General features: G+C 43.5%; 21 protein-coding genes and 3 pseudogenes. 14 read left to right on the forward strand and 10 right to left on the reverse strand.

Features of this window, described 5'->3' with window-relative positions; translation table 11 throughout:
• Positions 1 to 140 precede the first annotated feature (140 nt).
• Positions 141 to 812, forward strand: coding sequence for a FadR/GntR family transcriptional regulator (locus F4V72_RS05520; RefSeq protein ID WP_151347146.1), 672 nt, complete (start codon positions 141 to 143; stop codon positions 810 to 812).
• 59 nt (positions 813 to 871) lie between these two features.
• On the opposite strand, the gene F4V72_RS05525 is transcribed toward F4V72_RS05520, so the two are convergent.
• The 5 genes from F4V72_RS05525 to F4V72_RS05545 form a co-directional block, all read right to left on the reverse strand.
• Positions 872 to 1,897, reverse strand: coding sequence for a zinc-binding alcohol dehydrogenase family protein (locus F4V72_RS05525; protein WP_053510154.1), 1,026 nt, complete (start codon positions 1,895 to 1,897; stop codon positions 872 to 874).
• Positions 1,869 to 3,158 (reverse strand): MFS transporter, encoded by a 1,290-nt coding sequence (locus tag F4V72_RS05530; protein WP_023247512.1) that lies wholly within the window; start codon positions 3,156 to 3,158, stop codon positions 1,869 to 1,871. The genes F4V72_RS05525 and F4V72_RS05530 overlap by 29 nt, the downstream gene beginning before the upstream one ends.
• A gap of 176 nt (positions 3,159 to 3,334) precedes the next feature.
• A complete protein-coding gene (locus F4V72_RS05535) occupies positions 3,335 to 4,891 on the reverse strand; it encodes a PhoPQ-activated pathogenicity-related family protein (RefSeq protein WP_079796720.1) in 1,557 nt (518 codons plus the stop codon).
• Positions 4,892 to 4,960: 69 nt separating this feature from the next.
• Positions 4,961 to 6,202 (reverse strand): MFS transporter, encoded by a 1,242-nt coding sequence (locus F4V72_RS05540; RefSeq protein WP_136058270.1) that lies wholly within the window; start codon positions 6,200 to 6,202, stop codon positions 4,961 to 4,963.
• Positions 6,183 to 7,700 (reverse strand): FAD-dependent oxidoreductase, encoded by a 1,518-nt coding sequence (locus F4V72_RS05545; RefSeq protein WP_136058271.1) that lies wholly within the window; start codon positions 7,698 to 7,700, stop codon positions 6,183 to 6,185. Before F4V72_RS05545 ends, F4V72_RS05540 begins: the two co-directional genes overlap by 20 nt.
• Positions 7,701 to 7,744: 44 nt before the next feature.
• Between F4V72_RS05545 and F4V72_RS05550 the strand changes: the two genes are divergently transcribed.
• The 5 genes from F4V72_RS05550 (at position 7,745) to F4V72_RS05570 (ending at position 11,165) form a co-directional block, all read left to right on the forward strand.
• Positions 7,745 to 8,233 (forward strand): MarR family winged helix-turn-helix transcriptional regulator, encoded by a 489-nt coding sequence (locus F4V72_RS05550; RefSeq protein WP_053510146.1) that lies wholly within the window; start codon positions 7,745 to 7,747, stop codon positions 8,231 to 8,233.
• A gap of 196 nt (positions 8,234 to 8,429) precedes the next feature.
• Positions 8,430 to 9,506 carry an S-adenosylmethionine:tRNA ribosyltransferase-isomerase gene (locus F4V72_RS05555; RefSeq protein WP_023247517.1) on the forward strand — a complete coding sequence of 359 codons (1,077 nt, stop codon included), beginning with the start codon at positions 8,430 to 8,432 and terminating at the stop codon, positions 9,504 to 9,506.
• 288 nt (positions 9,507 to 9,794) lie between these two features.
• Positions 9,795 to 10,157: a hypothetical protein gene (locus F4V72_RS05560; protein ID WP_023247518.1), complete on the forward strand. Its 363-nt coding sequence runs from the start codon at positions 9,795 to 9,797 to the stop codon at positions 10,155 to 10,157.
• Positions 10,142 to 10,570: a hypothetical protein gene (locus F4V72_RS05565; protein ID WP_023247519.1), complete on the forward strand. Its 429-nt coding sequence runs from the start codon at positions 10,142 to 10,144 to the stop codon at positions 10,568 to 10,570. Before F4V72_RS05560 ends, F4V72_RS05565 begins: the two co-directional genes overlap by 16 nt.
• Entirely contained in the window at positions 10,557 to 11,165 is a 609-nt protein-coding gene (locus F4V72_RS05570; protein ID WP_024149621.1) for a hypothetical protein, read from the forward strand. Before F4V72_RS05565 ends, F4V72_RS05570 begins: the two co-directional genes overlap by 14 nt.
• 43 nt (positions 11,166 to 11,208) lie before the next feature.
• Here the strand turns inward: F4V72_RS05570 and F4V72_RS05575 are convergent.
• The 4 genes and pseudogenes from F4V72_RS05575 to F4V72_RS24330 form a co-directional block, all read right to left on the reverse strand.
• A pseudogene (locus F4V72_RS05575) lies at positions 11,209 to 12,219 on the reverse strand (IS4 family transposase); the annotation flags it as partial.
• A pseudogene (locus tag F4V72_RS05580) lies at positions 12,192 to 12,557 on the reverse strand (recombinase family protein); the annotation flags it as partial. The pseudogenes F4V72_RS05575 and F4V72_RS05580, both read right to left, overlap by 28 nt.
• Positions 12,556 to 13,407 carry a YwqJ-related putative deaminase gene (locus F4V72_RS24325; RefSeq protein WP_349251677.1) on the reverse strand — a complete coding sequence of 284 codons (852 nt, stop codon included), beginning with the start codon at positions 13,405 to 13,407 and terminating at the stop codon, positions 12,556 to 12,558. The pseudogene F4V72_RS05580 and the gene F4V72_RS24325, both read right to left, overlap by 2 nt.
• Positions 13,390 to 13,557, reverse strand: a pseudogene (locus F4V72_RS24330) (RHS repeat-associated core domain-containing protein); the annotation flags it as partial. The gene F4V72_RS24325 and the pseudogene F4V72_RS24330, both read right to left, overlap by 18 nt.
• Positions 13,558 to 13,636: 79 nt before the next feature.
• Between F4V72_RS24330 and F4V72_RS24335 the strand changes: the two are divergent.
• The 8 genes from F4V72_RS24335 (at position 13,637) to F4V72_RS05625 (ending at position 20,361) form a co-directional block, all read left to right on the forward strand.
• Complete coding sequence (locus tag F4V72_RS24335; protein WP_232081667.1) at positions 13,637 to 14,845, forward strand: hypothetical protein; 1,209 nt, start codon at positions 13,637 to 13,639, stop codon at positions 14,843 to 14,845.
• Complete coding sequence (locus tag F4V72_RS05595; protein ID WP_088759929.1) at positions 14,832 to 15,788, forward strand: hypothetical protein; 957 nt, start codon at positions 14,832 to 14,834, stop codon at positions 15,786 to 15,788. Before F4V72_RS24335 ends, F4V72_RS05595 begins: the two co-directional genes overlap by 14 nt.
• 316 nt (positions 15,789 to 16,104) lie before the next feature.
• Positions 16,105 to 16,440, forward strand: coding sequence for a hypothetical protein (locus tag F4V72_RS05600; RefSeq protein WP_070801222.1), 336 nt, complete (start codon positions 16,105 to 16,107; stop codon positions 16,438 to 16,440).
• Positions 16,441 to 16,673: 233 nt separating this feature from the next.
• Entirely contained in the window at positions 16,674 to 17,039 is a 366-nt protein-coding gene (locus F4V72_RS05605; RefSeq protein WP_136058273.1) for a hypothetical protein, read from the forward strand.
• Between the two features lie 11 nt (positions 17,040 to 17,050).
• A complete protein-coding gene (locus tag F4V72_RS05610) occupies positions 17,051 to 18,388 on the forward strand; it encodes a zonular occludens toxin domain-containing protein (RefSeq protein ID WP_136058274.1) in 1,338 nt (445 codons plus the stop codon).
• A 10-nt stretch (positions 18,389 to 18,398) separates the two neighbouring features.
• Positions 18,399 to 19,616, forward strand: a complete 1,218-nt coding sequence (locus F4V72_RS05615; RefSeq protein ID WP_136058275.1) for a type II secretion system protein GspD — start codon at positions 18,399 to 18,401, stop codon at positions 19,614 to 19,616.
• A gap of 121 nt (positions 19,617 to 19,737) precedes the next feature.
• Positions 19,738 to 19,938 (forward strand): hypothetical protein, encoded by a 201-nt coding sequence (locus F4V72_RS05620; RefSeq protein WP_136058276.1) that lies wholly within the window; start codon positions 19,738 to 19,740, stop codon positions 19,936 to 19,938.
• Positions 19,939 to 20,163: 225 nt separating this feature from the next.
• Positions 20,164 to 20,361, forward strand: coding sequence for a hypothetical protein (locus tag F4V72_RS05625; RefSeq protein WP_136058277.1), 198 nt, complete (start codon positions 20,164 to 20,166; stop codon positions 20,359 to 20,361).
• A 542-nt stretch (positions 20,362 to 20,903) separates the two neighbouring features.
• On the opposite strand, the gene F4V72_RS05635 is transcribed toward F4V72_RS05625, so the two are convergent.
• The gene (locus tag F4V72_RS05635; RefSeq protein ID WP_023248440.1) at positions 20,904 to 21,260 is read right to left on the reverse strand and encodes a hypothetical protein; all 357 of its coding nucleotides are present in this window, start codon (positions 21,258 to 21,260) and stop codon (positions 20,904 to 20,906) included.
• Positions 21,261 to 21,673: the final 413 nt, after the last annotated feature.

Here is a 21,673-nt window from a genome sequence, read left to right on the forward strand (position 1 = left end):
GGTAGTCTCAGCGAAGGGAATACGAGACTACCGATGGTTGCTTCTCTTTGCCGTGCGAGGTAATTAATTATCACGATCATCAGCGCCGGGGTGGTATGCTAAATCCATTCAAAATCCCCTGGATATGGATTGGAGGGCGCATGGTTATACCTGAGGTCAGGCAGGAGAGGCTCTATCAGAAGATAGCCAACCTCATCATTAAGCTGATCAATGATAATATTTTTCCACCGGGAAGTTTTTTACCGCCAGAACGCGAACTGGCAAAACAGCTTGGCGTTAGCCGCGCTTCCTTGCGAGAAGCCCTGATTGTACTGGAGATCTCCGGATGGATCGTGATCCAGTCCGGGAATGGAGTTATCGTTTCAGATAAAAAACACCCTGCCAGCGACTATACCATCGAAGAGATCCTCTCTACTCGCGAGTTGGTTGATGGCCATTGCGCGCGCTTAGCAGCGCAAAACGATAACGATGACGTCATCAGCCAAATAGAGATGATTTATCATCGTATGGAGCAAGCCATTAACGATAATAACGTCCACGGCTTTTACTCGCTGGATAAAGAGTTTCATCTGGCGATCTCTGAAGCCAGCCGTAACCGGGTCTTGTTCGATATGTCCCGTATGTTATGGGAACAGCGGATTAATATCCCTTATGCCGGGCTTGATGAGCGGTCTGGAGACAGAAATGTTTTACTTAATCTCAACAAACAACATAAAGCGATAGTGGAAGCGATGCGCCAGTCTGATGTTGACAGCGCCTATCAGGAATCTCTGGAACATTTACGCTATGTGAGAGAGATTGTTGGCGGCTAAATTTGTCGGTGAATAGTACCGCATGGCGACCATACCATGCGGTAGAACTCGCTGTAAAATTAATGGAAAACAGCATTAATCTTTAAGTAGCGCTCCGGATACCGATCAAGTTCTTTAACTGCATCAGGGATCTCATCAAGATTGACGACTTTACTGACAACATCTTGCGGATTAATCTCCAGCGCGGATAGCATGCGTAATGCCTCGTCAAATTCACCGGCACTGGTGCGGGAACCGCGTAAATCCAGTTCTTTATAGGTGATCAGGTTCGTCGGCAGCGACGTTTCCTGCTTTGGCCATCCAGTGAAAGAAATGCGACCAGCAAACGATGCTAAATCAAGCGTATTTCGAATAGCGCTATTTGCGCCGGAGGCTTCTATAACGACCTGCGCCATGGTGCCGTGTGTGATGTCTTTAATAGCGTCGATAACCTGACCGTCAGTGGCGTTCAGCACATAGGGAACGCCAAGCTTTTGCGCATAGCGTAACCGTTCTTCCACAATATCGATCAGAATAGGCGTTGCCTTGTAATGACGCGCGCTTAATGCCGCCATAAGACCAATTGCTCCCGCGCCGATGATAGCAACATATTCCCCGGCCTTAACGTTTGCCCGATGCAGCGCATGCAGAGCGATAGTGAGCGGTTCTGCCAGCGGCGCCATTTCAGAAGGCACATTATCTGGTATTTTATGAATTAAATGTGCGGGATGAGTAACCACCTCCTGCATTGCGCCATCGATATGCACGCCAATGACTTTTAAATTTTCACAACAGTTAGTTCTGCCAACAGAGCAAGGGTAGCAGTGACCACAATAAATATAAGGGTCAACAATCACGCGGTCGCCTTTTTTTATATTGTCCGGCATTCCTGCGCCTTCCTGAAGAACAATTCCGGTCACTTCATGCCCGATAATTCTTGGGTAAGTAACAAGTGGGTTCGTTCCACGAAAAGCCCCAATATCCGATCCGCAAATTCCTGCAGCATCAACTTTAATTAATACTTCATTCTCTTTCTTATGTGGATAATCCACCCAGAGGGTTTCAACTTCACCGGGCTTATTGATGAACACAGCTTTGACTTTCATTGGCTTTGAATCCTTTACTTTTTACAAATACGAAGACCAACAGGCTTGAAACGATAGCGATAGCACCAGCCAGATAGAACGCATAGTCATATTTACCGCTAAATTGAACGATAAAACCTGTGACAAGCGGACCGATAATGCCGGATATATTAGCCAGACCATGCATGGCTCCGCCGACGCTCCCTACCTTATCTTTATGAACAACATCCTGAATAACTGCCCAATAAATTGGGCCAGTTAAATAGAGCAGGAAGAGTGAAACTGACATGAGCGTAATTGCGCTACCAATAGTGCTAACGGTACCGGAAACCGCAACACATACCGCCGCACCTGCCAGACATACGCCCAGAATAAGTCGACGTGAGAGCAGAGCATTACCGGTAATCCGATAAATTACATCAGAACAGACGCCGCCGAGCACCATACCAATGGCGCCGATAACCCAGGGAATTACCGTGGCAATACTAATTTCTTTAATATCCAGATGTAATGAATGGTTCAAATAACTTGGGAACCAGGTCAGGAAGAAAAAAAGAATATAGTTATAGCTGAAAAAAGCCAGCGTTGTCGCCCATACCATTGGTTGTTTCATGTAATAGCCGAGCGAAGGCGTAGCCCGACCATCATCAGATAAAATAATGTCCTCATGATTTTCAAAATCAATGCGTTCTTCCGGCGCCAGGCGTTTACTCATTGTTGGCTTGTCGCTAACGATAAAGTACCACAGTAGTACCCATACCAGGCCAAATAAGAAAATAATGCCAAATGCGGGACGCCAGCCTAATGATAACGCCAGCAGTCCCACTATCGGCCCGGACACCGCGCCGCCGAGCGGGGAACCAGCGCTAAAAATTCCGATCGCCGTGGCAGACTCCTTTCGGGAAATCCAGTTATTGATGATTTTATTTCCGGCAGCGCTGACCGGTCCTTCAGCCATACCGAAAAGAACGCGCACGATAAGCATTGTCCACAATCCGGTGACCAGACCGGTTAACCCACAAAAAACAGACCATAGTAACGCTGCGATAAGGAAAACCGTTTTTGGCCCAATTTTGTCGCTGGCCCAGCCACCAATAAAATTAAACAGGGCGTATCCGATAAAAAATGCGCTGAAGATCATCCCCATCTCCGCGGCGTTAAATCCTAACTCCTTTTCAATCAAGGGGGCGGTTATCGACAATGCTGAACGATCCATATAGTTAAGCATGTAAACTATAAAAAGAAGAAAAACGATAAGCCATCCCATTGTTTTTCTTTTCATGATTTATCCTCTTATTGTGGTCTAGCGGCCTGACCACAATATTTTAAGGTTATTTTCAAATCACCTCTCTTGTGATTAGAACGTGATCAATGTAACGAAAATTTATCACATAGGATTTCTATCCATCGTAAGCGTGAGGGATTAAATTCTTTAAAATCAATTAATTATTTGAAGATTTAATCGAGGCGATCGTTTTCCCCTAATCCACGCCCCGGCAACGTTTGACATGCGGCGTTGGCTGATGGCGGCGCTGTCTGTGGATATTTATCATCGGGCGTAATATAAACCTGGGTCGTTGCGACATAACCATCATCAAAGGTTGCTTCGATATAGGTAGCTTCCCAACCAGTTTCAGGCTCATTTAGCGTAATAGTGATTCTATTATTGATAGGAATATCTATCGTAAATGGCTGGTAGCGGATACCACAGGCATAACGAAAATCACGTGCATTTGAATTATTGGCTGTCCAGCGAACGATTTTTATCGGCTCTTCTGAGAAATAGATCGTAAGAAGATGATGATGAATAAGGCCGATCAACTGTGGTAATGTTTTTTTACTTTGAAATCTGTTAATAAATGGAACGAGGCTTTCTTCAGTAATCTGTTTAATTGAATAGTGGCTCATATTGGGCACTATACGTAATGATTTTACTCCAGGGAGTTTACTATAATAAAAGCGAGTGTTATCTGGTACGAAAAAATCATCGCCGCTTGCATTAATAATATATTTCGGTATTGCAAGGCGGGGCTGATAAATAGTGTTGAGATATCTTAAAGGATCTATTATTTGTCTTAACTGGCTAAATGGGGGAGATTTTATTTTTTCATCTATGCCTTGCTGATAGTAGGGATAGAATGTAATTGGCCAGTTCCCGCCGTATGATTGATAAATGTGCTCAAGCGAAGCATCAATATCAAGTAGATCAATAGCGAAGGGAACAATTGCTTCAACATCAGGATCGGCAATAGCTGACAACCAGACGGTCCATCCACGTTTTGAAATGCCAGTAATGATAAAAGAATGTATATTCCATTGCGTTAATTCCTTTTTTGCTAATCTTATCGCTTGCGACAGGGCTGCGACCATAGGAATATTTAAAGGCATTAACTTACGTTGCTCCGGCGCTTCCATAAATAATGCCCAACTCCGGGAAACACTCTCATCCTCTTTCAGAGGTTTTTTGTCACCCTGAAAGGTTAAATATTGATTAGGTATATCACTAACTGATATTACAATAGTATTTGTATCACGGGCAATGTTTGCCAGTGTTTCCTGAGTAAAATCAACGGCTTTGCTAGGGATTTGCACGCCTTTTTCGTAATTAATTCCATTGTTTACAACCACCAGGGCATGGCGTTCTTTTGCCGTTTCAGGGATATAAATATCAACGTTATGTCGCCATTGCGCAGGGGTTACCATGTCATCTGGCGACCAGTGCTGCGATAATAACTCATAGTGTCTGAGCACCACTTGTGCTAATTGAACTGTACTAATTAAGGTATATTTCAGTGGTGTACCTGAAATCTGATCACGGTAGTCGGGGAGCACATGAGACAAATCACACTCCGGGCTATTTCGGCAAAATAATATGTTGTTATGAAGTAGTGTAAAAACATTTGTAGAAATAAAAAGCACTACTATAACAACGAGATATCTTTTTTTCATGCTTTCCCCGCGCTTTACAAAGGCAAATGTCAACCAGCGTAATTTCCATAAATACCTCTTAAACATTCAATATAAGTACAATGCTTTTGATAAATAATTGCAGAAGAGAGTGACGCTATTTGTGACGTTGTCACCTTATTCTGTTTCTGGTTTCACTATTAGCGGTGAACTTTTTGAAAGATAAGTCATTGCTGTCGCCAGACCAATAATGGCGATAGCGATAGTCGTACCGATCCAGACACTATACAGGGCATATCCCAGGATAAATCCACCCAGTACGGGGGATATAAAATCAGCAATTGCGATTAATGCCTGCGCCGTTCCGATGACGACACCTTGTCGGGCAGGCGAGACATGGACGGACAAGGCGGCAAGATAAGTGGGTTTGGCCAGCGCATCGGCGATGCTAATGCAAACGATAGCAAAAATAAGCACTGGCACGGTCGTGGCGATACCCGCAGTGAGAAATCCAGCACAAAGAAGGGTGAAGATTAGAATAATTAGCTTTCGCTCCGAAAAATATTGACTCACCCAACCTAACAGAAATAGCTGAACGAAAATATTAATGACTCCGTCTGCCATTAAAAGGTAGCTTAACGCTTTTGGCCCAAAGGGAAGCCCATTCCAGATGAAGGTATCAGAAAGAAAAACAGGTAATTGTGAAGAGTACATGCCATAGGCGAAGAAATGACAAAGCATTACGATGATTAATACGCGAAGGACAGGCATCTTTAAAATAACGCGGGCAGAGCACGCCGCTATTTTATCTGTGGTAAGTGATGTCGTGGAATGGTCTTTTAGCCCCCAAAACGCGACCAGGGCAGACGCAAGGACGAGTATAAAGGCGGCGTAGATTGGCGCGCTCAGACTGATACCCGATAGCCATCCTGAAACTCCCGCGCCGACAATACCGCCTAAGCCAATGCAGCCTGCGAGGATGCCGATTGCCTGACGCCGATTTCTGACGTGCGTATGATCGGCAATATAGGCTGCGGCGGCTGACAAATTCCCGGCGCTAATGCCAAAAAGCGTACGGGCGAGCAGGATAAACAGGATGCTTTGCGCGCTGGCAAGTAATAGTAAACTCATCGCCGCAATAGCCAGCGTGACAATCAGTATTGGCTTGCGGCCAACGCGATCGGAAAGGTGGCCAATCAGGGGAGCCGCACAAAATTGGCTAAAAGCTTCAGTGGCCATGATGATTCCAATGATAAGCGGCGAACCGCCCATCTCGCGGATATAAAAAGGCAGTACCGACATCACAGCCGCTGTACTGGCGGCGTAAAGGCCGACAATCAGGAAAACTGGAAAAATCCGCCGCTTGTTAAGCGGCTTGATAGTTTCACTGTCAGTGTTCTCACAGATAGTGGTATTCATCTTTAATCCCTATGGCAAAACGAGAGAGATAATTTTCAATATCGTTGATCTGGTTGCTGTGAAAGAATGCACCGACATAGCCATCGGGTCGGATCAGCACGCATTCACCCGACGCCAGATGATAGGACTCCCGCAAGTGCCCCATGGTATCGATGAGCTCGTCCTGCTCGCCAATATGATGAATACGCAGACCTTGCCGCGCGTCGATTACCTTTCCGCGGGTTTCGTAGGCCAACAGATTCCAGTCCGGACCTTGTAGTAACTGAAATAACCGTAATGATTGGCCGCCTGCTCCCAAAAGAGGAGCATCCGGAGCTCTTTCTCCTGCTTGTAACCCATGCTGATGTTCGGGTAACGTGTGGGCTAAGGGGGAGTTGGTATAATGGATATCAAGTTGTTGGACATCGCGTTCTCGTTTGATGCCGCCCTGTTTTTGAGATTCAAGCAATCGGGTAGAAAGGTGGAGCAGCGATTCGGCTACCGGGCGACGTTCCTGTTCATAGCTATCGAGAAGTTCTTCTCCTGCGCCCCGCAGCGAGGCTGCCATTTTCCATCCCAGGTTATAGGCATCCTGGATACTGGTATTTAACCCTTGCCCACCCGTTGGCGGATGCACATGAGCGGCATCACCGGCCAAAAATACCTTACCTACGCGGTAATGTTCCGCTATACGCGCATTCATCTGGTACTTCGATACCCAGGGAATTGAAAGGATGCGAACATCTGTCCGCCTGATTCGTTCAGTGATAAAAGCCGTGAGCGCGTCGGCTGAGAAATCCTGCGAGTCATCCGGGGTCAACGGCGCCTGGATTTGAAAGAGCTGCGTGCCGGCGAGAGGGCAAATCGTTATCATCCGCGCCATATCGCCATCATTAAAGTGGTGCCATACATCCCGGTTTAGACCGGAAAGCGAAGCGTCAGCCACAAGCGCATGGATTCCCAACGTACGACCGGGGAAGCTGACGCCTAATTTCTTTCTGACAAAGCTTCCGCCGCCATCTGCGCCTACCAAATAATGCGCGATGATGACCTCTTCGCCAGTCGGCCCGGCAACATATGCGGTGACAGTTCGTGGGGTTTGCGTAAAATGCAATAACTCGCAGCCGAATTCCACCCGATGCCCCAATGTCTTTAATTGCTCCCGCATAATCGTTTCTGTTACGTTCTGTGGAACCATCAATGGCAGATGGTAGGGCTCGGCGTGGGTCGGTTTTGTATTATGCGCAATATCTGAATCCACGTAGCTTCCGTCGTGACGGTAGGTTCGTAATCGGGGATAGCGCCCGCCAGCGGCGACCACTTTATTGAGTATCCCAAGATCCTCGAAGATTTCTTGCGTTCGCGGTTGAATACCTTTACCGCGGGAGCCGGTAAAAGGCGTCGTTCTTTTCTCAATCAGGCGAAATGAGATACCGTGGCGCGCCAGTTCGATGGCTAAAGTAAGCCCGGTAGCGCCAGCGCCGCAGATCAGTACATCGGTCGTGGTATATCTTGTCATCGTCTCTCCAATATGTGTATTATGCACATAAGAGGAGACATGCTATGTCAGAAAATAAAAATGTGCAAGATACACATATTTCCGAGCAGATGAAGACGCTGCACGGTGCGTTGATTCGCATTGTGAGCGCTCTTAATCGGCCTCGTAATGATGAGAAGTTAATTGCAGACGCGGGGATTCAACTTGATCGTGCGCTATTTTCGATCCTTATCAGTATCGAACGATTAGGGCCTATTGGCGTGGTTGAGTTAGCCGAATGTGCCGGTCGTGATTATACGACGGTAAGCCGACAGGTTGCCAAACTGGAAAAGTTGGGGTTGGTAATACGGCAGCATAATGTCATCGATCGCCGTATACGCGAGGCCGTTATTTCCCCGACAGGCAAGGCGATGACAGAGCGTATAGATGCGGCGCGAGAGCAAATGGGCAATGCTGTTTTTAAAGACTGGTCTCAGGATGAACTTGATATCTTTGTTCGGTTAATGCAGAAGTTTGCCAATGCAATGGATAATGATGTCTCAACGCAGGAATAAGCAGAAGAAGAGGGCGGTCAAGCCTGATCGTCCTGGTAAATATCAGTACCACGCATTAATTAAATAGCCAGAAAAGTAAATATAAGGACAACATTTATAGCGTTAATGTTCACTCCCTGGAAGGCTAACGTATACTGCAGGATATGGATATACAGCGCAATAGCACTATTAATGTTTTTTTTCAAAGGTTGAACATATGCTTACCGAAAAATATAATTTTCGCATTGTCGATACGATGACTATTCCACTCAGACCTCATTGGATATCCAATGATGCATACAGGGAAAAGTGTAAGATGCTTGTCCTCAACCGAAGTAAAGAGGAATTTCATAAGGTAGACTTTAGCAAAATAATAGATTACATCAAAGAAGGTGATGTGGTTTGTTTTAACGACAGCACTATAATAAACCATATGTTTATATGCAAAACAAAATGTAATATATTGGTTAAAATTATTTTAGAAGGTTTCTTACCAGAGAATAGAGTAATTATTTCCGGGCTTTTAAAAGAAAAATTTGACGGCGGAGATGTTCTCTACTTGGTTGATAATAATGTTTCTATTGTGATAGAGCAGGAGTTTAGCGAAGAGAACCAGTACCAGGCCGTCGTAGAAAATCATGATGCCTTAATTTACTATTTAGTCAGTCATGGTGAGCGCCTTGATGAGTATGTGGACTCCAGCTTTTTTTATAAATATCCAGATGCTTACCGCTCCGTTTTTTCTAAAAAATATGGTTCTTTAGAAATACCTTCTGCTGGCATTCATTTTACATGGGACCTTATCCAAAAAATCAAAGATAAAGGTGGATTAATAGCCTTCATCACTTTACATGTTGCATCAGCAGAAATCTTGACCAACAGGAAAATACAAACAAAATGCGTAGAAGATGTCACTATCAACGAAGAATACTACGATGTTCCGCAAGCAACAGCAGATGCCATTAATACTGCGAAGAAAAATGGCGGACGTATTTTTGCCGTAGGAACTACCGTTACACGATGTCTGGAATCCGCGTATTCGAGGGAGCACAATTGCCTCAAAGCAAGTTCTGGTTGGACAGCGCTTTATATACATCCAGGCTACCAACTGAAAGTGGTTGACTGTCTGCTAACGAACTTACATCAGCCAAAAACGACGCATATGGTGTTAACCGGCCAGTTTGCTGGAGTTGATTTACTAATGAAGGCCTATGCGTCAGAAGAGATCCAGTCATGCCAGTTCGATATGTTTGGTGATTGCATGTTAATCATACAGGATGAAGGGCAGGGATGAATAAAATCGATGTTCATCATAGTTAAAACCGGTACACATAATGCGATCGGTTCTGACGGGAAAATGGTGAAACAACTGGCAGTGTTCACTGCCTGGCGCTGGGTGCCGTGGCCCGTGAATTCAGTACCACACGACAGACTATTCTCAGGGGAAAAGCAGCCAGTCCAGTGAGTTAAATTGCCCCGTCTTACAAAATCTTACTTTTGTTTGTCCCTCCGGAAACGGCGGTAAAATGCCTGCGGTGTATGATGGACCGATACTTAACCAGACAAACTAAAAGGATTTTCTATGTCGAATCCGGAAAACGGCCCGCAGCTCCCGGCCATTCGCTGGCCGGTGCCGAAAAATAACCGGGGCGGGGAGTTCAGTAACCTGGAGGAGATGCTGGCGCATCTGGAGGGTGAGGCTACCGGGCACTGGCTTATCGGCCGCAATGGCATGTGGCACGGCGGCATTCACATCAGTGACACCACCACGCCGTGGTGTGCGCTCAGCGGTCAGGCGATGAATGAGGCGGTGGATTTCCCGGTACCGTTTCCGGGGGAGCAGGCCGTGCGCAGCATGGCGGACGGTGAGGTGGTGGCCTACCGGATTAACCGGGATTACCTCAGCGTGCCGTGGTACTGGGGGGATTTATGCTACTATCTATGACCATTAAGCAAGTCATGCAAAATCAAATGCATACGAATATTATGTTTGCCACTGGTCGTTTTCAGATCATACCGGGAACGTTAATAGATGCGGTGAAATGGCTCAAGCTTGACGTTAATTCCTTGTATGATGAGGCAGCCCAGGATCAGATTTTTGAGGAGTACATAATTAAGGTTAAACGGCCTGCGATTATTGCCTATTTGGAAGGCAATGGTAGTGTTGAAGATGCAATATATGACTGGGCTAAAGAGTTTGCATCTGCTGGAGTTCGCAAGGGGAATACTATTAGTAAAGGGCGGATTGCACAGGTAGAAGGAGGTTCTTATTACTCTGGTGATGGTCTTAATCATGCACATCTGACACCTAATCAAATGATTAATATATTGAGGGCGTCGAAAAGTGGCGCTAACTAACAGAATTTTTCCCTATTTACTTAGTGGAATAGCCTGTCTGATGATCCCCTTTGTTCATGCAGCGGAGTTGCATGTTAAAGGTATGCCTGAATTTAAAGATTATCCGGCTGATATAAACAAAGGCCCATTTACCACCTGGTTAGATCTTTCTAGTGAGCAGGAGAAATACTCCAGTTACTGGAAGAAAAAAACAAACAGTGAATTAAAAAAACCAGTAAATTTCGCTGGGCATTATCGTATATATACTGATGATAAGAGCACTGGAAATGAATGTCTCGATCATCAAGGTGGCGTGTGTGGCTGGGTTATAGATAAGCTATCAGGGACGGTTGTTGTGCAGCTTCCTGCTGTTGCTGGAACCAATGTTTATCAGCAAGTTGCTGATAACGGTACTCCTGTTGGTGAAGATTTCAGGATAGATACTCGGAAAAGTAGCTATTTGATGATATTAACCGGCCAGGCGATCCCTCAAAAAATAGAGCACGATGAAAATGGTATCCCGATAACTAATCCGTGTCAGACGACCTATTATATTTTGAAAAATAACCAATTTTCTAAAGTGGTTGAGGATAAGCAAGGGTGTTCCGTTGATTGATATTTAACCACTTACAGGCTGAGAGATCCCCACAAAACCAGTGCTAATAAACCAGCACCATACTTCGGTAGGTTCTGGCGAGATGATGAAGAACGACGTCTAATGCTGTTCGCTTCAAAATTAGCGGAGAGTGTCGCAGGACATTCTCCGCTAATGTCAGATATGAGATAACACGCCGTGATTTAATGCTGTTGGCCTGGTATCTCAGATGTAATCCTGTGTTTTCAGCATGATATCCTATAAGCCACAGCACGATTGTGCTCAGTGTCGCCAGAAGGCTCAGGACTGACAGCCGCCCGGCAGAACGACTGTAACTGGCCCGCAGGCCGAATCCGAAGCGTTCACTTTTCTCATCACGGAAATTCTGCTCTATTTGCATTCTTCTGCTATATAGCTTCGTGATTTCTGGCGGCTTAAACTCTTCTGTGCTGGTAAATATCAGCCAGGGCTCTTTCGCTGAGGCCTGTTTTTCCTTTTCTGTCGTTGGGCTGGATAATCGCCCTCTGGAACGCTGGTTTTTACGTCCTCTGGTTTCCCTTTTATGAAGATAAAAATGGCCTGAACACCGGGCATATTCCGCCCGGACAAGCCATCCTGCTCCCAGATATTCCGGGCTTGCTTTACCCCGAACATCCGTTATTTTCAGCCATCTTTCGTCATCATGCAGCAGACAGAATTGAACCGTTCCCCTTATGCGGCCAATAAAGTCCCACCCCAGTGATTTTATGTGCCGAAACCATGCACTCTGAAACCCCGCATCTGTAATAAGTATGACTTTTGCTTTGGGATTTACGCGCCGGTGAAGTTCATCGAGAAATTCTTTTTGTATCAGCAAATTATTTTGCTTTGCTGAAGATACAAGCCGACTAAGCAGAGGGATTGAACGCCCATCACAGATAAGACTGGCACGAAGGATGTGATATTCCTGGGACGGGTAACCGCTCCAGTCGACAGCGATAAAATGTTCGGGCAGGCATAGAGGTGATCTCATTGAATTTGTTAGCGCAATCAGTAGATCACAAAACTCTATGCCTGTCTTTTTTTCTGGGGATTCCTCAGACTTACAGGGGGCTGCCTGATGAAACAAAAGGATCTTCTTGAGATCTTTTTTATGCCTTTAACTTTCGCGCCCTCCGCTCGTTTTGTAAAAGCAACGATGCCTTCCATCTGACGGTTCACGGCGCAGGTTGGTTTCAAATTCAGCGCCCCCCCCCCCAGCATATCGAGGAAAGCCTTGCCGGCAGCACTCCTGGTATCCACCGGCTGCTCTGTGGCCCTGAGGGTGATCCCCCGCTGATTCAGGCTGTAAACGGTATCCTGCAAATCCCGGATGCTGCGCGCCAGACGATCTACCCGCGTCACCATCAGCGCATCACCCGGGCGCAGGAAGTCAGATGGATTTCCTTCTTATTAATCTTGTGTGACCTTCAACTCTCCCTGTCATGATGTTTTCAAGCCCATTAATAATTCCTGAGCAGTTATGGCATGCAGGGAAATCCTCATTTCTGGCTCCAACCAGACGTTGGGTATATATGTAACTGGAACTGAGTTTACTAGCTACTCTAGCCTCAGTATCAGTCATGGATATGATATGGTTCAGCGCCTGTACCTCAGCGTGCAGCCCTGCAATCCCAGCCATTCTTGGTAATATATTATTATTGCTCGCCAGATGATTTCTGATCCTACGTTCAACAACCTCATGAAGCTCCGAACCTGACGCTGCATATAATTTCTTGATTTCAGAAATGAAAATGTCAACATTTTCCACATGATAATAACCAAGGCTCGTTTCAGGTCTCCATTTTGTTGATTCTTTTAGCTTTTCTGGAGAGTACTCCTCAAACCTTCTTTTGACTTTTTCATCTATCAGACGGACTCCCGGGAATGTGTTTTTATTGCTCAGGCTTCCGGGTAAATTTACAAATCCAGATTTAAATCTCGGAGTTTCACCGCTGCCGCTGGGTACATTTAAAAATCCGGCATGTGCTGCATAGTTCTTTAATTTTGTTTTAGTATATTTCATGTCTCTCGATGTTTTTTGTCTTTTATTAGGTTTTAGTTTTTTAAGGCTGGATTCATTTATTTCAGCTTCGTCAAGTATTTTCTTTATTTCTTGCGTAAAGATTCGATGATATAACTTTAGCATAGGATTATTTTTATACATAAGCGCTACAACGTTAAATGACTTGTGTGGATATGCCAGGTCAAGCCATTCTGTAACACGCCCATCGTTATCCTTCATGGATACAGGATTATTCCGTACCATCCTGAACAGGTTCAGCCCGTCCGCCGTCCCCGCCGGGTCTGCGCCCAGCCAGCGCCCCGCCCACGGCTGGTAATAACGGTATCCGTAGTAATACAGCCCCGTCGCGTCACGCTCCTTGCCCGAGTAACGCACGGATAACAAGGATGCGGCATACTATCAGATACGCCCGGAAGGTGGCTGGCTGGCCGCTGCCAGTGTACAGAAAGTGTCGCAGTATGCGCTTGGTGAGCTCGGCTTTGTCACGCTGAATAAGGCACCGGAGAGTTTTGACCTGATTGATGGTATAAAACAACCGAATAACGTGGTGAAGGGTATTCTGGAGCAGTTGTATAAAGCAGCACAGGAGGAAAGCCGTACCACTCACGTGCTGAATAAGTACAACTACAAACGCCTGCTGGCGTTGATAGACAGTAACCAGGACGGGCATTACTCGGAGCAGGAGTATCTTCAGGCGGTTCATAATGTATCCTACCGCGACCATCTGTACCGTGTGATTGCGAAGCACGCTAGTGAATGGTACTACGGCAAGGATGCTCCGCTGTGGAAGACATACCTAGATACGTTAACCACGGATGCGCCGTTGTGGAAAACGTATCTGGAAGAGTTTCTGGAGAATATGACGTGGATGAAGGCGGTGTCGGAAAAGGGCGTGGCAGTGGGGCCGGAGGTGTGGCATATGCATCCTGTGGTGTTTTTGGAGGCAATAAATCCTTCATCTAAATGGTTTGATATCGAAAAATTTATTCAAAAGTACAAAGAAAAACATTCAGTAGTCTTTGGGTTTTATGATCGTGGAAAAAAAATAACCATCCCTGCATTGACTCAGGATTCTGAAGAGTCATTGCGAACGCTTTTAATTGAAATGAAGAAACAGTATTATAATTATTTTGACGATTTTAATGAAAAATTTATTTCCTATATGCTTGCTACAATAAGAATAGAGTCTTATGCCTACAGGCAAAAATTGTTCTTTAAACCAATTAGTGAGGATATTTCATATGATAAGGCGGAAGTAGATTATGGCTCAGGGCCAACGGCATCTAACCGACAAAGAGCTATACTGAACCACAACACCAATATTGGTGATGGCTATAAATATCGCGGACGTGGTTTAGTTCAGTTAACATGGAAAATTTCCTATGAGAATTTCAAGTCTATAACAGGTATAGATATAGTTGCTAGTCCGGATCTTTGCCTTGAAATGAGCACTGCTGTTTCGATTATGATGAAAGGGATGAAAGATGGTGGTTTTAGAACCGGATATTCACTAGATACTTATTTGGGAGAAGGTAAACATGATTACTTTAATGCAAGATTAATCATCAATGGTTATCGAGATGGTATTCCTGATAAAGCTAATGAGTTTAAAGATTATGCTGAGTTATTTGAGGTGATCATAAATGAAACAATTTGATAGTGTATGGTTTCTGATTTTATTTATATGCTCTTTTTATGTACATGCAAATGATGACTTAGGTGTTATTGACTGTTCTTTAAGGGAAAACACGTCTTGCGATGTTTTTTTAAAAATGGAACGGAATGTTAATGAAGTATCTTACAAAGTTGAATTGGTAGATACTAAAAATGAAAAAATATTCCCTTATTTTGATATGAACGAAACAACAGAAAATGTTACTTTGCAAAAGTATGGAGAGCAATACGTTTTTTCGAAATATTATCTTGATAGTTCCAAGGCTATGGAGTTTATTGCGTTCAAGTATGATAACAAAGCCCTTTCACCTGTAAGGTATTATTATATTGAGAGCTCAATTGATTTCAGTAACAACGTAAAGAAATGGTCTGGCAAACAATGCGACACATCGACAGGGATAATTCCAGAAAAAAAAGATGGATTATTATTACAGGTTGCTTCGGAGTTGTGTATTAATAAATTTAAATTAGCGTACACCCCCAATAAATATGTGGGGAATGATATCTTATTTAATTTGTCGGAAATTACTAATGGCGTTGAAAAAAAACAACTCCCTGTAATTGCTCTCGATAGTAAAGATGCTGATGCTATAAATTTGAATGATATCGGATGTTTAAGTAACTGTGATACAGACATTGATTCAGTTAATTACATAGGGAAGTTGAACGGAAAATTCAGAATAGCCATGCACCTCAAATATAATAATGATAGCACTTCTGGTTTTTATTTTTATGAAAAAGTGAAAAGAAAAATAAATATAACCGGTCGTCGAAATGGTATGAGATTGACGCTGACAGCCTCTGTTCCTGAGGGAATAGAGACGTTTGATGGTCTGTTAGAAAATGGGCAGTTTAAAGGGACATGGTCAAGTGCCGCAGGGAATAAAAAATATCCCTTCACCTTTTATATGAAACTTATCCAGTAAACAACAGCCAATATTGTTTCTGAAGAATTCTCAAATAAATTTTAAATATATAATATTAGATCTCAAGTGCTAATGGATAAATTTGCATACTATGCTAATTATCCTCAAGATGCACAAACGGATAGTTATATTCTAAGAAGACAAGCAGCAAACAAGCACAAGATGCCGCAAGAACATTCAGTCAGGTTACTTTGGGCCGGGATAAGGATTTGATGAATAAGGGGGAGGGGAGGCGTCAGATGGCGACAGCCTGACGTCGGCAGCAATATCTTATCGTAACGAGTGTTCCTGGGGATATGTAGAGTTCGGTGATGGCGTGAAAAAATATACCGATAAAGCTTATTTTAGTGTCGTGGATATGACCAATGGTTGCATTATTAATGCCTGGGATGGTGAGGCATGTGGTTATAGCTGGGTGAGTAATAAAGATGTATTAGACAGTTCAGGAGGTGTAAATGCAGATAAATTTGACTTCCAGTCAATGCGTCCGGTGATAAATAAAACGATAGATGATTTTTCTGGAATGGATGTAAGAGAGGTAGCCAACATGCTTCGGTATGACTCGCTATCTAAGGAAAATAAAAAAGCGAAAGGAATTGTATCAGAATCTGTTTCTGGATATCTGAGTGGAATTACCGCAAAACCACCGTAAAGATTAAATAAAATTTATTTTTATTTGCCGAGTATCAATAATGAGGCCAGTGCTTGCCTTGTTCTCGGAGATAAGGTAAGGGTTATACAGACTCCGCCAGATAATAAATGGGTGAATATTGGTTGTATCAATGCAAAAGGTTCTCCCATTATATCTTTGGTCAAGGCTGAAATACTTGATTAATAAATATTAACTCATTCTGTCCTGTATGCAATAAATTAATGGAGATACAAATGTTGCTTATTAAGCAGCTTGGCAGGTTGTTTACAGCTTATGCTATTCCGGCGTTATTACAGATGTCGGGGATATCTCTTGCTGGTCAGTTTTTAATGGTGACTGCGTTTATTCTGGTTGTTAATCGGGCTGTCGCGTTATTGATGGATGCGTTTACGGGTTATATAAATTCCTTGTTTGCGTTTAATCCAATGGCTAATTCTTTATGGTTGTGTTTTGTCAGCCTCCTTCCGGTTAATCTTCCGTCTAATTTTCAGATTATTGTTTCTGCGGTTTCCTTTGTTATTGGCCTGCGTTTGTTGATTCTGTTTGGTAAATTATTTGTACAGTCGTCTGCTGACAAAATGTCTGTTAAAACTAAATAAGGGTCTTTATAATGGCGGTTTATTTTACTCAGGGGGAATTAGGAGCAGGAAAGGGGATTTTTGCCGCTTTTATTGCATCCCGTTATTATAATAATCCTGACAAGAATATCAGGGTTGCTACTAATTATCCTTTAGATACTTATTTGTTGGGTAAAGATTCAGATAAAGAAATCACTGTTATTCCTTGTAGTGTTCGTGTGGAAGATTTAGAGTTTTTGGGGGATGGTTCGCCGCCTTCGTATAAGGACAATTTCGGCTGTCTGATTATTGATGAATGTAGCGAGTTTCTTAATTCCCGTGATTTTAAACGTCACGACCGTTTAAAAATGCTTGACTGGTTTCGACATGCCCGCAAACATCACTGGGATGTATATTTTATTGTTCAGCACCCTGACAGTCTTGATAATCAGCTTCGTGATGCTACATTAGAAAATCTTGTTATTCTGCGGGATTTAAGTAAAATCCGCATACCTTTTTATACATCATTTAAAGAGATGTTTGGTTCAAAAGAGCCTCGTCGCAATAAACGGCGTAATACGTTAATTCCTCATATTGTTCAGGTGTTTATTTATTATAAAAAGAAATCAGCAGGTGATAAGCCCATTGATAAATATTCTATAATGGCTAAGGATTATTATAACCTCTACGATACTGATTTTAAGTTTGTTGATGGCATCGAACATTTAAACAATAAAGATATTGATATGCGTGTTCCTTACACGTTATTACCGGGTAAATATCTTTCTTCTCCTTTATCTGACTGGACTAACTGGCATGAGGGCAGGGATACAGTTGCAGACAGTAAATCATCTGAGGTGTCTGTTATGACTGATACTAAACCGGACAGTAAAAATAATGATAAATCCTCTGATAATAAGCCGGTTAAAAAGCCCCGTTTCAGATTGTTCAGGTCAGTTTTATTTTGTGTTTTTGGTTATATTTCATGGCAGTTTCTCAGCCATTATGTTTTTAACAGTGATAAGGATGACTTGAAAACAGGGCAGGTTATTAATCAGCAGGGTCAGCCTGTGCAGGTTAATGATGTGCCTCAACCTCCGCCTGAGCCGGTTATTTCTCCCCGCTGGCGTCTTACTGGTTATCTGAAACGTTCAGATAATGAGGGTTATTTTATTCTTCGTGATACTGTCGGGAATATACGTTATTTTCGTTCTGACAGTTCGTATGACGGGCAGTTTACGCAAATTGTTGTCGATAATGAAATAGTGACGTTTTATTCCGGTTCTGCAACGGCTGTGCCTTCGTCTCCTGCAATGCCTGATTTGCCTGGTGTGGTTTCTGGTGCCATGAGTGGAGTGGTTCAGGGTTCGGCATCTTCTTTACTGAGATAAAAGGAATGAGATGATGAAATTAGCTAAATCTGTTGTTATTTGCCTGTTATTCTCTTCATATAATCAGGTATATGCTAAGGGTACAGATTTTGAAGTGACTGCAATGCCGTTACCTGATGCAATTGGTGTTCTCTGGAATCAGGTATTACATAAGCCGTTTATGTTGTCGCCTGATTTAACGCTGGATACCCGTAAATTAACGTTGCACATTCAGCCTGATAATGATGAACGTGAATTTATTATCCGGTATCTGGATAATATGCATATTCGTGTCTCGACTAAAAAAGGTATTGATTATTTATATCCTTATCAGGTAATTCCGCAACCGCCAAAACTTTATACATTTACGTATATTCCGAAATTTCGTGACGTGGCTTATCTGGCTTCTGTACTGGGGACGTCTTTCACTCAGAATAGCGCGGTGTCTTCTTCGGCTGCTGGAACGTCTGCGCCTGTTATTTCGGATAATCAGGAGCAGGCTTTTATGTCCACAACCGGGGATACGTTTGTCTATCGTGGTACGGCGCGTAATATTGCTCAGATTAAGGCGTTGTTGCCGGAAATAGATGTGCGGGCAGACCAGATTGATGTTTCGGCCTACGTGTTCGAGGTTTCCACGGATGAGCGTAACGGTTCCGGTCTTCAACTGGCGGCGAAACTGCTTAACAGCCGTTTCAGCATTAATATTGGTGGCCGTCAGGGTTACGGGAATTTCATCCAGTTTAACAGCCCGTCGCTTGATGCGCTGTATGAGTTGTTCCGCACGGATAACCGTTTTTCTTTGGTCAGTTCGCCACGGTTGCGCGTGGTTTCAGGTCAACAATCGTCGTTTGCAGTGGGTGCCAGTGTACCCACGCTGGGTTCTGTCAGTTATGAGAACGGCACACCTGTACAGTCGGTGACGTACCGGAATACGGGTGTTACGTTCCAGGTTAAACCTGTTATTACTCAGAATCTTGTTTCTATGAATATTAATCAGCAAATGAGCGATTATGCGGAAACGACTACAGGTGTGAATAATTCGCCCACGTTTACTAACAGGCAGATTATTACCAACGTGAATATGAAAGACGGGGATATTATTGTGTTATCGGGTCTTGCTGAGAATAAGGACAGTAATCAGAATACAGGTTTATCTTTTCTGCCTAAGTCCTGGTCAACAAAGTCTAATCAGAAATCTAATACGGATTTATTGATTGTATTGCAGGCTAAAAAAGTTAAGGGGTGATTTATGTCTGATAAGGTTCTTAAGCGGTTTTGGTTTTTATTATTTCTTATAGTTTTTACTTATGGTGGTATTGCTGTTTTTGGTCTTTTTTATGTTCTTTTTAAGCAGGGGGTATTTTAGTATGGATGGTGATGATATTTTTGTCTGGCCTGATGGTTCGTGGCTGTATCGTGAGGATTATAGCGAGTTGACAGACCGTTGGCGCGGTAATGATTTTGAAATTTTTTATGTGGGCACAATTGAATACAATGATTTTCTTCAGTTATGGCCTGATGACGAGGAAGGCGGCCCGGATGATGAGTATTGGCTGGATGATGATTAAGAGGATGCTATGACTTTTGTAACGTTCTTACTTGTTTTTTGTCTGGTGTGGGTTCTTTATTATTTGTGGCGGCATTTTCTTTAGTTCTGAGTTATCGATAAACAGCCTGGCTAATTGCCGGGCTTTTTTGTGTCTGTCGTCCGGCTGCGTGGCGTTCGTCCGGGTTGTTGGCCGTAGTTTCTGGCCGTTACGTGAAAATTTCACGTAATCGGGCGGTGTGGTTACGTGAAAAATGACGTAACGATACATCAAAATATTTGTGCAACCGGCGTTGAAAATTTTGCGGCCGGTCGTGCTGCAGCTCAATCACCGGCGCGGCGCCATTTCTTTAAAATCAGCAGGTTAGTAAAAACCGCGCATCGTTTCTGTCAGTCAAAATTCCTGAATGAAAACTTACGCAATAACGATAACCGGGTATCATAATATGGTGTCCGGGTATCATAATGCGGTGCCGGAACTGGCGGGCATTGAGTTGCCCGGAGTGGCGTTTTCTGAGGCTGTAAGCCGTGGTGCGCATAATGTATATTATGTTAAATATGCTGGGTTTGTAGTTAAGTTCATGAGAACCTCTCTTTCAGGAACTTACCGGCGAATCAGTCGTTTGCTAAAGTTCAGTTGTGGCTTTACGATAACTTCATAACGCAACAATTATGGGGATATCGTTAAGTTCATGACATATTCCATCTTACATTTATCTAGGAACAACCAGAGAACTCATCTCATGGTTGATGACGTGACTACCCTGCCCGTCATGTTCGTCACAATTTATGGAATGAATGAGCTGAGCAAGAAGCATCTGGGGACACAGGAAAACATTCTGACTTGTCTCGAATCTGGTGTAACTACGAGATTTAGTTCTCACAATGAGGCTATGTGTAAATAGGTCGCTGTGGTGCTCAATTCTCGCAGCGGCCTATTCAACATAACGCGTGCTACCAAAAAAAGATGCGTGTCTGGAGCGGTTGTTACGGGAGCATCGCGTCGAAATACTTCATTTCCTCTTGGTAGTATCTTACTAGACAATTGCTCACTTCGGTTGTTTCTGCATCAGTTCCTTTGGAATCAAAGGTTTCCAGTTGACATTTTTTATCAATCATATCTCCCCATGATTTTTTAAGTTCCAAAATCAAAGGCTTACGGTCTGGATTGTTACTGATTTGTGTATCAACCGATTTGTTCAAATTGTCTAATGCCGTTTTTACTTCCCCTGAACTTTTCTGATTAATACTCGCTAGTTGGCTATTTTCTTCCTCAGAAAATGCGGCAACACTTGCCGCAGAATATGAAGTAAACAAAATAAACAAAATATATTTAATTTTCATAAAATCTAACTCTCCTATTACTTTAAATACAGATGATTATATGTTTTATAATGATGTTTTTGATTATGTACATCCCCAAAACCCAGAATAGTTAAATTAAAGATAGTTTTGCGAAGGCGGTCTCCATCGCCCTAAAAACTCTACCCGAAATCATAGCCCTAACCTTGATCCATTTCATAGCGGGTTTCTATTCTGTTACTGAAGGCAATCATCCCGTCTTTCGGCTTTATACCTTCGTCCACGGTCGCGATAAGACCACCACGCCTGCGCACGCAGGTTTTTAAATACTTGTCGCCACGATAAGGGGCGCGGTTTGCAGTTACCGGGATTCAGGATGATTTTAACAATGTTTATAAATTCAGACTGCGCCGCAGTTATTGCACTGATTTCTACGTAACGTGATAATCATTGGC

It is taken from the genome of Salmonella enterica subsp. diarizonae (assembly GCF_008692785.1).
GTDB lineage: Bacteria > Pseudomonadota > Gammaproteobacteria > Enterobacterales > Enterobacteriaceae > Salmonella > Salmonella diarizonae.